Raw genomic sequence first — 12,042 nt, forward strand, 5'->3', positions numbered from 1 at the left:
GCTTGGGTTTACCTTACCTCAGATTGACAGAGAGTGTTTTACAGTGGGGAAAAGAAAAAATATCAAAAAATGATGATTAATGGTGAGCTTGTGATAGAATGGAAAAAAGAGAAATCGGAATTTGTTAAGTTGGTAGTAAATTTTTACAATAATGAAGGTAAAGGAGAGCATTTTATGAGTACAAGAAAGACGATAGGAGGGGCTTTGGGAGCCATCATTGTATTGATAGTAGCTCAAATATTAGCTCAGTTAGTGGCAAGTTTGTTTGTTTTGATTAAAATTCCAGAAGGTATATGCAATATTATAGCAGGAATTATATATGTTGGATTAGCCTTTGTTTTAAGTGAATTATTTTCAAAAAGACTACTTAAAATAAAAATGGAAAATTTGGGAATGCCAAAATTTTCAATTAAAGCTAAATGGATTATTGTAGGTGTATTATTACCTGTGACAGTAAAAGCAGTTTATCTTTTTTTCTTTTCTGGAAAGTACGTTTCTTCTGGAATGAATAGTAATCAGATTTTTTCAACACTGAGTGCTGGTATTGTTTTTACAGGCATAGCCGCTGGTTTTGTTGAAGAAATGGTTTTTCGTGGAGTTATTCTAAATCTGTTAAAAGAGAAATGGAATATTAAAGTAGCTGTATTAATTCCATCAGTTTTATTTGGATTAGTACATATTATAGGAATGGATTTTTCCATTATAAGTAGCCTGTTGGTTCTTATTGCAGGAACAATGGTGGGAATAATGTTCTCAATGGTTGCTATTGAAAGTGGTTCTGTTTGGAACAGCGGAATTGTCCATTCACTTTGGAATATTTTAATTATTGGCGGCGGTTTATCAATAAGCGAAAAGGCAGATGAATATTCGGTTATGACATATGTACTTGATTCAAAAGTCTTTGTTTTCACTGGTGGAGAATTTGGAATTGAATCATCAATTATTGCACTATTAGGTTATATTATAGTTACTTTAGCAGCAATATGTATGATTAAGAAAAAAGCAAAAGTGCAATAAGTATCAAAAAACAATTCTACGGTACGCATTCTGAAAATACCGAAGACAGAAAGCAGTGTGCGTAAGATATTCTTGCCGAAGAGTGTCGCTAATATGCTGGTAGACTGGAAGGCTGGCAAATACACGAAATATTGCCCTTGAAAAAACGGAATTGCTGCGCCGCCCAATCTACTTCATCTAAGCTGACGGCTCATCTCATACCACTGCTCCCCGCCCCAGGAGGATGCGGCAATGCCGTCATTTTGAAATCCCATCTTCTCATACATCATAACCTTCGATTTCAGACAGGTCAGAATCAACTTCTTCCTGCCTTTCTTCCTTTCCCTCTGCGCATATAGGGACATAATCTCCTTTGCCAGTCCCTGTCCACGGTATTCAGGCAGAACGTCAAGCCCCAAAAGCATAACATTATCTCCCTTAGGATTATACAGACCGGCATCTGTAAAGAACTCATCTCTGAAAAGTTCTTCCTCTGTGGATAAGCCATTCAAGAATCCTGCTATCTTTCCTGTCTCCCTGTCAACTGCCACCAGAAATAACTCCGGCACCTTTGTTACTCTCTCCCGCATCATAGTCTCAGAACATGCTTCATTAGGTGGAAAACAAATCTGCTCAATCTGCACAGCCTGATCTACCTCCTCCGGGAGAATATTCCTGAATTCAAATTTTTTATTCATTGTATCCATTTATTCCTCGCTTTTTTCTAACTCATGTCTATTTATTATAGCGCATTTCCCGTAAAACTACTATAATATCTTTATATCAAATTACAAAGGAGTGTCTTATGCCAAATATTATAGAAATTACGGATTTTCTTGCACCGGAACTGGATCCTTATGCAAGGCTTACGGAGCATCAGCTTCTAAACAGAGATGAACCAGAAAAAGGACTCTTCATTGCTGAGAGTCCAAAAGTAATCGAACGTGCCCTGAACAGTGGCTGTATTCCCGTCTCCCTTTTACTAGAACGCAGACACATCACCGGAGAGGCTAAATATATTATTGAGCGCTGTGGTGATATCCCTGTATACACCGCTGATTTTGCACTTCTGACAAAACTTACCGGATTTAAACTGACCCGGGGAGCACTCTGCCTGATGCACCGCCCGCACCTTCTTTCGGCAGAATCTGTCTGCGCCGGAGCGCATCGTATTGTCATTCTAGAAAATGTGATGAACCCCACCAATATCGGTGCTATCTTCCGCTCTGCAGCAGCACTGAATATGGATGCGGTTCTTCTCACAGCGGGATGTTCAGACCCTCTCTATCGTCGTGCCATCCGTGTCAGCATGGGTTGCGTATTTCAGATTCCGTGGACATTTCTGGAAAAAGAAGAAGCCTGCTGGCCTGAGCCTGTGATCACGTCTCTTAAAACCGCCGGGTTCAAAACCGCAGCCCTTGCGTTAAACGACGACTCTGTAAGCATTGATCACCCTGATCTTATATCCGAAGAAAAACTTGCCATTATTCTTGGAACCGAAGGCGATGGTCTTGCTGCCAGTACGATCGCTAACTGTGATTATACTGTAAAAATACCCATGGCTCACGGCGTAGATTCATTGAATGTCGCAGCTGCCAGCGCAGTTGCGTTTTGGCAACTTGGAAAGCACTGAGCTAGACAGATTCTCTCTCAATCTGAACTGAGGCAATGGCGCCGTCTGCCACTGTCGTCACCACCTGCCTCAGACTCTTAATGCGATCTACAATTATTACAACTAATAGTCCGTTTTCAAAATGGGCAGATATTTTCCGGGAGCAGGCACAGCAGAGTTTGCAAGTAAGACTATTGATATATATTTATATGAGCAGAAGATAAATCGAAAGTCGTGGAGGTGATTTTATCATGATTTTGTGCTTTTCAGGAACCGGCAACAGCCGTTATATAGCGAAAAAAATTGCAGTTGAATTGCAGGACGAGATTGTAGATGTGAATGTGAAAATCAAGGCAGTAGATTATTCGCCAATAAAAACAGGTGAGAATGTAGTCGTTGTAACTCCGACTTATGCGTGGCGTATTCCCCGAATTGTGTCGGATTGGCTTTCCAAAACGAAATTGCTTTCTGCAAAACGTATTTGGTTTGTTATGAACTGCGGCAGTGAAATTGGCAATGCGTCAAAATATAATCGTAGTCTTGCTGAGCAAAAGCACTTATGTTATATGGGTACATCTCAAATTCTTATGCCGGAAAACTATATTGCCATGTTCGATGCACCCCAAGCAGAGGAAGCAAGAAAAATTGTAAAAAATGCTGAGCCTACTATTGTGGATACCATTGCCTGTATTAAGACAGAACAACCTTTCCCTGCACCACGAAACAATCTCTACGACCGTTTTATGAGTGGTCCGGTAAATCCGATTTTTTATCAGTTCTTCGTGAAAGCTACTGCATTTCAGACAGATGATACTTGTATCGGATGCGGTCAATGTGTTAAAAACTGCCCAAAGAATAACATTGCACTTGAAAACGGAAAGCCGATATGGGGGAATCAATGTACTCACTGTATGGCATGTATTTGTTATTGCCCCACAGAAGCAATAGAGTATGGCAAAAAGAGCATAGGAAAACCGCGTTATCATTTTGAGCAGTTAAAGATAAAATGATCACGATCAATAAAGCAATTAAAAACGCCGATACAGGATTTTTATAATCCTATACCGGCGTTTGTTGGTTACAAGAGAATGTGTTTTACGCTTACTTTCCAAATGTATTGCTGGATTTAGAGATGTTGGAACAAATGAAGGGAAAGTAAAAAAGAATGGGAAGAAATTTTGTTTTGTAGGAAAGACTCACTATAGGAATTGCATTTATGTTATACTTGAGTTGATATTGCGTGAGAGTATTTGATTGATGTTGTAAAATTAATCTTGAGTCGATGAGAAAGATTTCCACTCAAGATAAATAAGAATAATAAATGGAATACAGGAGAAAGTAAATGGTAAAACAAATTGTAAGAGATGTTTTCTTCTTAGGTCAGCCATCTGAACCTGCCACGAAAGCAGATATCCAGGTTGGGAAAGACCTGCAGGATACGCTGCAGGCGAACCGGGAGCGGTGCGTGGGTATGGCGGCGAACATGATTGGTGTAAAGAAGAATATCATCATTGTAAATATGGGATTCATAGATGTTGTGATGTTCAATCCGGTGATTGTTTCAAAACGTGACATGTATGAGACAGAAGAAGGCTGCCTATCCCTGGACGGTGTTCGCAAGACAACCAGATATCAGGAAATTGAAGTGGAATATTATGACTTCAACTGGAAAAAACAGCGTCAGAAGTTGTCCGGATGGACGGCACAGATTTGTCAGCATGAAATTGATCATTTGTCTGGGAAGATTATATAACCGAATGCGGATTGTGAGGTGGCCGGCATGTTAAAAAATGTACTGATTGTAGTAGATGATATAGAAAAATCCATAGAGTTTTATAGGGATTTATTTGGTCTGCAAGTGATCCTTCAGAACGAAGGGAATGTGATATTATCGGAGGGGCTTGTTTTGCAGGATGCCGATTTATGGGGAAAGACGTTGGATGAGATTTCTACTCCATTCAATAACAGGATGGAACTGTATTTTGAGGAATTTGATATAGATGGATTGCTTGCAAAATATGAATCCGGTAAGTATTTCGTCCGATATGCTACTGAACTAGCAGAAATTTCAGGTGGGCAGAAACTTGTAAGGCTGTATGATCCGAGCGGTAATCTCATCGAGGTTCGTACACCATTTATGTGTAATTAAAGGAGAAGATATGCAGCTTTTTGGTCAGGATAAATAAGAATTAGAAACGAAACATAGGAGAATCGGGAGGTGTAGAATGATGGAAAAGAAAAGGACCTATATTGCAATCGATCTTAAGTCATTCTACGCATCTGTGGAATGTAAAGAACGAAAAAGGGATCCTTTGACGACTAATCTTGTGGTTGCGGATAAAAGCAGAACAGAAAAAACGATCTGTCTTGCGGTATCGCCAGCTTTAAAGTGTTATGGGATACCCGGAAGGGCTCGTTTATTTGAGGTTGTCCAAAAAGTAAAAGAAGCCAACAGCACCCGCAGGTGGAAAGCGCCGAACAGAACTTTTATCGGAGCTTCTGATGACAGCAGAGAATTAGATAGCAATCCGGCACTGGAGATTGATTATATTGTTGCTCCACCCCGAATGGCTCTCTATCTGGAATACAGCACCAGAATTTACAGCATTTATCTGAAATACATTGCGCCGGAAGATATTTTCCCTTATTCGATCGACGAAGTATTTATGGATGTAACGGATTATCTGCATACCTATCAAATGACAGCAAGAGAACTTGCCATGACCATGATACAGGATGTGCTGAAGACGACAGGTATAACGGCAACTGCAGGAATTGGAACGAATATGTATCTGTGCAAGATTGCGATGGATATTGTGGCGAAGCATATTAAAGCAGATAAAGATGGTGTACGAATTGCGGAACTGGATGAAATGTCATACCGAAGGAAACTTTGGGGTCACAGACCGCTTACTGATTTCTGGAGAGTAGGAAAAGGATACGCAAAGAAGCTGGAAGAATACGGGCTTTATACAATGGGTGATATTGCAAGATGTTCCATCGGAAAAGCGAATGAATTATACAATGAAGATCTGTTATATAGGTTGTTTGGTGTTAATGCAGAGCTGTTGATCGATCATGCCTGGGGGTACGAACCCTGTACCATGGAAATGGTCAAGGCCTATAAACCAGAAACGAACAGTGTCTGTTCCGGACAGGTACTTCATTGTCCTTATGATTTTGAAAAAGCAAAACTGGTTGTAAAAGAGATGACGGACCAGATGGTTTTAGATTTGGTGGATAAGAAGCTTGTCACAGACCAGATCGTGTTGACAGTTGGTTATGATATTGAGAATCTGAGCAATACCGACAGGAGAAAACAATATCATGGAGAGGTTACGATCGATCGTTATGGAAGAAAAATCCCGAAACACGCACATGGAACGACCAATCTGAAACGGCAGACTTCCTCAACAAAACTGATAATGGATGCAGTAATAGAGCTATATGACAGGATCGTTGACAGAAACCTGCTTATCAGAAGAATCAATATCACAGCGAACAGGCTTGTGGATGAAAGTTCTGTAAAGAAAGAAGAAGTGTATGAGCAGCTGGATCTTTTTACGGATTATGAGGTGCAAAGGAAAAAGCAGGAAGAGGAAGAAGCCGCGCTGGATCGCGAAAAACGTATGCAGGAAGCAATGCTCAGTATCAAAAAGAAATTTGGAAAAAACGCGGTACTGAAGGGGATGAATCTTCAGGAAGGCGCAACCGCTAAGGATAGAAATGAACAAATTGGCGGACATAAGGCGTAAAGGAGTTGGAAGAGGATGAAAAATAATTCTTATGACGATATCATCAATTTACCCCGTCCGGTCTCTAAGAATCATCCGCAAATGCCGCTTCAGGATCGGGCAGCGCAATTTGCTCCTTTTGCAGCCCTGACTGGACATGAAGCCGCGATAAAAGAAACGGCAAGATTAACCGATGAACGATTGGAACTGAGTGAGGAAGCGATTGCTCAGCTGAACGAAAAAATTAATATAATCAGAAATAATATCGGTATAGAACAGAAAGTATCGATAACTTATTTTATTCCTGATGCAAAGAAAACTGGTGGATCCTATGTTACGTGCTCTGGTATTGTAAAAAAGATAGACGAATACGAGCATACCATCAACATGACAGATCAAACGGTCATTCCAATCGAGCAGATAAGTGATATTAAATGTGAAGAGTGGAAAATTTGAGAAAAAATAAAGAAGACAGGTAACTATTCAGAAAGTGGAGGTGGCAAGCCATGATGGAGGTAAATAAAAGCGCTATCCAGTCTATGTATACTGTCGATGATAATCTGATGATGGTATTCGCTTTTGAAAGCGGTAGTGCAACTATTTATTCCTTCACAGAAGAACCGAAGGTTATCAATCTGTAAAATTTAGAGTATTTGTAACTTTCAGTTTGAAGAGCAGATGAGTAATTGGTATTTGATGAAAGGAAATATGAAAATGAAAGTAGTTATTGCTATTGATTCTTTTAAAGGGAGCATGTCTTCGATTGAAGCAGGCGAGAGTGCTGCAAAGGGGGTAAAAAGAGTATTCCCTGATGCCAAAACATATATAAGACCGTTGGCAGATGGAGGAGAAGGTACAGTTGAAACACTTACAGCGGGAGGTGGCGGCAGATTTATTCATGTAAATGTTACAGGACCTCTTGGAAAGCCTGTTTCTTGTCAGTATGGGATAGTCGACAAGACACATACAGCAATTATAGAAATGTCGGGAGCAGCTGGGATTATGCTTGTGTCTGAAAGTGAAAGAAATCCACTGTACACTACTACATATGGAGTCGGGGAAGTTATTAAGGATGCCATAAAAAAAGGCTGTCGTCATTTTATTGTAGGAATAGGCGGAAGTGCAACTAATGACGGCGGAATCGGTATGCTTCAGGCATTAGGTTTCGGCCTTCTCGATAAAGACGGAAATGAGGTGTGCTTTGGTGCAGAAGGTCTTAAATATCTTGACACTATTAAAGATGACAATGTTATTCCAGAGCTTTCACAGTGCACATTCAGAATAGCATGTGACGTTACTAATACTCTTTGTGGAGAGCAGGGGTGCAGCGCTATATTTGGACCACAGAAAGGTGCGACACCAACCATGATTATGCAGATGGATAAGTGGCTTGCATACTATGCAAAGTTGGCAAAGGAGAAATATCCGAAAGCCAACCCAAAGCATGCGGGAGCAGGAGCAGCAGGCGGACTTGGTTTTGCTTTCCTTACATTTTTAAATGCTACACTGGAATCAGGAATCAAAATTGTGCTTGAGGAAACCCATCTTGAGAAATATGCAAAAGATGCAGACGTAGTGATTACAGGTGAAGGCAGACTTGATGGACAGACTGTTATGGGTAAAGCACCTATAGGAGTTGCAAAGATTGCCAAGAAATTTAATAAGCCGGTTATTGCATTCTCAGGCTGCGCTACTAAAGATGCAATACTCTGTAATAATGAGGGAATAGATGCATTTTTTCCGATACTAAGAGGCGTTGTCACATTAGAAGATGCCATGAATACAGAAAATGCAATGAATAATATGGCAGATACAGTTGAACAGGTATTTAGGGTTATACAAACATTTTCTAAAGAAAAATATACAGGAATGGAGGAATAGTATATCTTATAGGCTCAGAGTAGGAACCATTCCATCTGGGCCTTTTGCTATAGATTTCACAAAAATAAGCAGGAATTTTTATACCTCACCTATTGATATACACTGTAACCATCAAAGAAGATTAAATCATAAAATTCAAAGAAATTTTGATTCTTTTCATGCAGGCTTCTATAGCCGTAATCCTTTAATATCTTTAATACGTGATAAAATCATATTGCAGCTGCAGCTGATAACTCCGGGAAGTGTATCAATGACTGTGTGCAGGAAGTGTTCCATTTCATCACTTGATGAAGCAACGGCATGTACATGCAGCTTGTCTCTTCCTGTGACACGGTAAATCTGCGTGACGGTATCATTATTATGTAATATATCTGTCACCTGCGACAGATGGTCTGGTTTTGTCTCGATTTCAAAATAGCGAGATGCGTTGCTGGTCGCACATCGTGTGAACAGTAACAGATTGACTTAGCAGCTGTAACTACATATAATTATTTCGTAACGTAATTTAAAACTTGCGTTTTGAATGCATGGGATAAATTCTGGTGAAGGAAAGAATAAGTGAAATTATAAAGGCTGTGGAGGAATATGATAATGTCAAAAGATGAATATTTGATCACAGATACGCCTCTTAAAGCGTTGACGGTTTTTGCAATGCCTATGATTCTGGGCAGTTTTTTTCAACAAATATACAATATGGCTGACTCTATCATCGTCGGCCAATTTGTTGGCTCCTCTGCACTTGCAGCTGTCGGGGCCTGTGCAGCGCTGACTAATGTTTTCATTTGTGTGGCACTGGGGGCAGGTGTCGGTGCCGGTGTGCTCGTGAGCCGCTATTTCGGTGCCAGGGAGTATGGAAAAATGAAGACCATCGTGTCAACGTCCTTGTTTAGCTTTTTAATTCTAAGCATAGTCCTCGGTGTTTTTGGCTTTTGCTTTTCCCACTCGATGATGAGGGTATTACAAACCCCTGACGATATACTGAATGATGCAGTGTTATATCTGCGGGTCTATTTTGTGGGCTTTCCGTTTCTGTTTATGTATAACATTCTTTCCAACATGTTCACTTCCATTGGTGAATCAAAAATCCCATTGGGACTCCTGGTATTCTCGTCAATCTTAAATATTTTTATGGATCTTTGGATGGTGGCTGGACTTGGTCTCGGTGTGTTTGGTGCAGCCCTTGCGACTCTTATAGCACAGGGGATTTCTGCGGTGTTTTCACTTTTTCTTTTCCTTAGCCGGATGCGTCGATATAAAAGTCACTTTGATTGGTTTGACAGGCAGGAGTTATATTCTATGCTTCAAATTGCCGTACCTTCGGTTCTTCAGCAGTCCACAGTGTCAATTGGTATGATGATCGTACAGGCGGTTGTAAATCCATTTGGTACACAGGCACTAGCAGGTTATTCGGCAACGATGAGAGTAGAGAATGTATTTTCACTGATATTTGTATCTATTGGAAATGCAGTTTCGCCGTATGTTTCTCAAAATCTTGGTGCAAAGAAAATTGAACGGATCAAAAAAGGATATCACGCTGCCCTGGTGTTAGATGTATGTTTTGCAGTTCTTGCTTTTATAGTCATTGAAACATTGCATACTCAGATTTCCTCGCTATTCCTTGGTAAAGATGGAACTGCCCTGGCTTATCAGGTATCCGAGGGTTATATGAGATGGCTCGGTTACTTCTTCATCTTTATGGGAATCAAAATGGCAACCGATGGGGTTCTTCGTGGTCTTGGAATCATGCGCCCGTTCCTTATTGCAAATATGGTGAACCTGGCGATCCGCCTGTCAGTTGCTTTGATTTGTGCACCGCGTTTTGGCATTGTATTTGTCTGGCTTGCTGTACCAGCAGGTTGGCTTGCAAACTTTTTAATATCCTATGTGGCTCTTCGGAGATCATGGCCGACTATAAAGAGGGTTGGTTCCTATTCTGGCAGATAATATAAAGCAGTTTATGGAAGGAAATCCAATCAATGTTGTATCAGGTCTATAGTATCTGGCAGACAAAGTTTGTCTCAATATAAATAATAAATAAATTGGAAAAAGTGGAATGAAAGCTATAGGAGAAAATAAATGGTAAAGCAAATTGTAAGAGATATTAACCATAAATATATTGGAGTAGAAAGAAGGAGCTGATAAAAAAGCTTGCAAATCCATCTTCTTTCAGTTAATATATTGAAAAAAATATGGAAAGGGAAGAAGGCATGTTTCAAACAATTATTGGTACAATAAGTTCGTTTATGTATAGCAAACTACTGGTCATTATACTGATTGGTGCGGGAGTGTATTTTACAGTCCGTACAAGATTTCCGCAGGTAAGATTATTTAAGAGAGCTTGTGGATCCGTAATGGAAAAGCCGGAGGATAAAGGGGCGATTTCCTCTTTTCAGGCACTTATGGTTTCAACAGCATCCCGTGTGGGAACGGGAAATATTGTCGGGGTTTCATCGGCAATTTGTATAGGGGGATTTGGTTCTGTATTCTGGATGTGGGTGATTGCAATCATCGGAAGTGCATCTGCTCTGATCGAGAGTACATTGGCACAGATTTATAAGAAAAAAGGGAAAGATGGAAGCTGTTATGGAGGACCGGCTTATTATATTGAAGCGGCACTTCATTGTCGCCCGCTGGCAATTGTTTTCTGCGTTGCAATGATTTTAACCTATGCATTTGGATTTAATATGCTGGCATCTTATAATCTGCAGTCTACATTTTCAGTATTTTCTTTTTATAATGCAGAGATGAGTCCCTGGATCATCGGTGGGATTTTAGCAGTGCTGACAGGTTGGTGCCTGCTTGGCGGCGGCTCACGTATTGTAAAAGTAACTTCAATGGTTGTGCCAGTAATGGGGATTGCGTATATCGGAATTTCACTTTTGGTAGTAATTATCAATATTCAGAATGTGCCGGCAATGTTTGCGCGCATTTTTGAAGAAGCATTTGATTTTAGAGCAATTTTCGGAGCATTTTCCGGTTCGGCCATGATGCAGGGAATCCGCCGGGGACTCTATTCTAATGAGGCAGGTATCGGTTCTGCTCCGAATGCATCGGCTTCGGCAAATGTCAGCCATCCGGTAAAACAGGGGCTGGTACAGATGTTGTCCGTATTTATTGATACTTTGTTGCTTTGTACAGCAACAGCAATGATGTGTATGTCATCTGGGATTGATCCGGCAAAAGAATTGCAGGGAGCACCATGGGTGCAGGCATCTCTTCAAGAATCACTTGGTTCCTTCGGTCCGGTCTTTATTACAGTTGCAATGGTATTTTTTGCATTTACAACTCTGCTCGGAAACTGTTTTTATTGTGACAATCTTTTAATATACATTCACAAAAAACAGCCGGGAAAAGCTTTTATGAAAGGCTTCAGACTGGTATCGGCACTTGCAATCTTTCTGGGAGCAGGAATGGAGATGTCTCTTTTATGGGATCTTTCCGATGTATTGATGGGGGTTATGGCGCTCATTAACATTCCAGTTATCCTGATTTTATCAGAGATTGCATTTAAAGCGGTCCAAGATTATGAAGCACAGTTAAAGCAAGGAATTAACCCGGTTTTTAAAAGCGCAGACATCGGGCTTAGTCAAAAAACAGATTTCTGGAGAAATGATTGTAATATAGACTAAAAGCAGATGGCAGTAGTATGGACAAGGCATACGAACGCGAAACAGAGAGGTGGAATTACATTTTCTTCGTTTTGATATATAATTTGACAAAACAGCCGTTTCTCTATATAATAAAAACTCCAAAACACGATGTGGATTTTTCTAGAGTAGATCTATTTTTCGCCACATGACCGCCTTTTTGGCAGTCATG

Annotated in this window: 12 protein-coding genes and 1 pseudogene; 11 read left to right on the top strand and 2 right to left on the bottom strand. The window is 40.4% G+C overall.

Annotated elements, in window-relative coordinates; all coding sequences use genetic code 11:
• The first annotated feature begins 174 nt into the window (after nucleotides 1-174).
• Nucleotides 175-1,017 carry a type II CAAX endopeptidase family protein gene (locus D8Q48_RS04760; RefSeq protein WP_121055724.1) on the top strand — a complete coding sequence of 281 codons (843 nt, stop codon included), beginning with the start codon at nucleotides 175-177 and terminating at the stop codon, nucleotides 1,015-1,017.
• A 173-nt stretch (nucleotides 1,018-1,190) separates the two neighbouring features.
• Here D8Q48_RS04760 and D8Q48_RS04770 read toward each other — a convergent pair whose 3' ends face one another.
• Nucleotides 1,191-1,703, bottom strand: coding sequence for a GNAT family N-acetyltransferase (locus tag D8Q48_RS04770; protein WP_330514376.1), 513 nt, complete (start codon nucleotides 1,701-1,703; stop codon nucleotides 1,191-1,193).
• 98 nt (nucleotides 1,704-1,801) lie between these two features.
• Between D8Q48_RS04770 and D8Q48_RS04775 the strand changes: the two genes are divergently transcribed.
• From D8Q48_RS04775 to D8Q48_RS04805, 8 genes are all read left to right on the top strand, one after another.
• A complete protein-coding gene (locus D8Q48_RS04775; RefSeq protein ID WP_118688690.1) occupies nucleotides 1,802-2,629 on the top strand; it encodes an RNA methyltransferase in 828 nt (275 codons plus the stop codon).
• Nucleotides 2,630-2,859: 230 nt separating this feature from the next.
• Nucleotides 2,860-3,618, top strand: coding sequence for an EFR1 family ferrodoxin (locus D8Q48_RS04780; protein ID WP_117990284.1), 759 nt, complete (start codon nucleotides 2,860-2,862; stop codon nucleotides 3,616-3,618).
• 332 nt (nucleotides 3,619-3,950) lie between these two features.
• Nucleotides 3,951-4,361 (top strand): peptide deformylase, encoded by a 411-nt coding sequence (locus D8Q48_RS04785; protein ID WP_117990283.1) that lies wholly within the window; start codon nucleotides 3,951-3,953, stop codon nucleotides 4,359-4,361.
• Between the two features lie 27 nt (nucleotides 4,362-4,388).
• Entirely contained in the window at nucleotides 4,389-4,757 is a 369-nt protein-coding gene (locus D8Q48_RS04790) for a VOC family protein (RefSeq protein WP_118688691.1), read from the top strand.
• A 79-nt stretch (nucleotides 4,758-4,836) separates the two neighbouring features.
• A complete protein-coding gene (locus tag D8Q48_RS04795; RefSeq protein ID WP_121055726.1) occupies nucleotides 4,837-6,363 on the top strand; it encodes a DNA methylase in 1,527 nt (508 codons plus the stop codon).
• A 15-nt stretch (nucleotides 6,364-6,378) separates the two neighbouring features.
• Nucleotides 6,379-6,798, top strand: a complete 420-nt coding sequence (locus tag D8Q48_RS04800) for a hypothetical protein (protein WP_121055620.1) — start codon at nucleotides 6,379-6,381, stop codon at nucleotides 6,796-6,798.
• Between the two features lie 50 nt (nucleotides 6,799-6,848).
• Entirely contained in the window at nucleotides 6,849-6,983 is a 135-nt protein-coding gene (locus D8Q48_RS17780; RefSeq protein ID WP_279230729.1) for a hypothetical protein, read from the top strand.
• 73 nt (nucleotides 6,984-7,056) lie between these two features.
• Complete coding sequence (locus D8Q48_RS04805; RefSeq protein ID WP_121055622.1) at nucleotides 7,057-8,223, top strand: glycerate kinase; 1,167 nt, start codon at nucleotides 7,057-7,059, stop codon at nucleotides 8,221-8,223.
• Between the two features lie 168 nt (nucleotides 8,224-8,391).
• Here the strand turns inward: D8Q48_RS04805 and D8Q48_RS04810 are convergent.
• A pseudogene (locus D8Q48_RS04810) lies at nucleotides 8,392-8,640 on the bottom strand (Lrp/AsnC ligand binding domain-containing protein); the annotation flags it as partial.
• Between the two features lie 174 nt (nucleotides 8,641-8,814).
• On the opposite strand from D8Q48_RS04810, the gene D8Q48_RS04815 reads away from it, so the two are divergent.
• Nucleotides 8,815-10,167, top strand: coding sequence for an MATE family efflux transporter (locus D8Q48_RS04815; protein WP_117990279.1), 1,353 nt, complete (start codon nucleotides 8,815-8,817; stop codon nucleotides 10,165-10,167).
• Nucleotides 10,168-10,430: 263 nt separating this feature from the next.
• On the top strand, nucleotides 10,431-11,852 hold the full coding sequence (locus tag D8Q48_RS04820) for an alanine/glycine:cation symporter family protein (RefSeq protein WP_121055624.1): 1,422 nt from the start codon (nucleotides 10,431-10,433) through the stop codon (nucleotides 11,850-11,852).
• The last annotated feature ends 190 nt before the right edge of the window (nucleotides 11,853-12,042 follow it).

The organism is Ruminococcus sp. B05 (genome assembly GCF_003628495.1).
In the GTDB taxonomy this organism is placed as follows: Bacteria; Bacillota; Clostridia; order Lachnospirales; family Lachnospiraceae; genus Schaedlerella; species Schaedlerella hominis.

What these genes read in the sequence shown, in the direction of transcription:
- D8Q48_RS17780 (WP_279230729.1), top strand. Translation starts at nt 6,849, where the DNA reads ATGATGGAGGTAAATAAAAGCGCTATCCAGTCTATGTATACTGTCGAT.
- D8Q48_RS04795 (WP_121055726.1), top strand. Translation starts at nt 4,837, where the DNA reads ATGGAAAAGAAAAGGACCTATATTGCAATCGATCTTAAGTCATTCTAC.
- D8Q48_RS04770 (WP_330514376.1), bottom strand. Translation starts at nt 1,703, where the DNA reads ATGGATACAATGAATAAAAAATTTGAATTCAGGAATATTCTCCCGGAG.
- D8Q48_RS04760 (WP_121055724.1), top strand. Translation starts at nt 175, where the DNA reads ATGAGTACAAGAAAGACGATAGGAGGGGCTTTGGGAGCCATCATTGTA.
- D8Q48_RS04780 (WP_117990284.1), top strand. Translation starts at nt 2,860, where the DNA reads ATGATTTTGTGCTTTTCAGGAACCGGCAACAGCCGTTATATAGCGAAA.
- D8Q48_RS04785 (WP_117990283.1), top strand. Translation starts at nt 3,951, where the DNA reads ATGGTAAAACAAATTGTAAGAGATGTTTTCTTCTTAGGTCAGCCATCT.
- D8Q48_RS04805 (WP_121055622.1), top strand. Translation starts at nt 7,057, where the DNA reads ATGAAAGTAGTTATTGCTATTGATTCTTTTAAAGGGAGCATGTCTTCG.
- D8Q48_RS04775 (WP_118688690.1), top strand. Translation starts at nt 1,802, where the DNA reads ATGCCAAATATTATAGAAATTACGGATTTTCTTGCACCGGAACTGGAT.
- D8Q48_RS04820 (WP_121055624.1), top strand. Translation starts at nt 10,431, where the DNA reads ATGTTTCAAACAATTATTGGTACAATAAGTTCGTTTATGTATAGCAAA.
- D8Q48_RS04790 (WP_118688691.1), top strand. Translation starts at nt 4,389, where the DNA reads ATGTTAAAAAATGTACTGATTGTAGTAGATGATATAGAAAAATCCATA.
- D8Q48_RS04815 (WP_117990279.1), top strand. Translation starts at nt 8,815, where the DNA reads ATGTCAAAAGATGAATATTTGATCACAGATACGCCTCTTAAAGCGTTG.
- D8Q48_RS04800 (WP_121055620.1), top strand. Translation starts at nt 6,379, where the DNA reads ATGAAAAATAATTCTTATGACGATATCATCAATTTACCCCGTCCGGTC.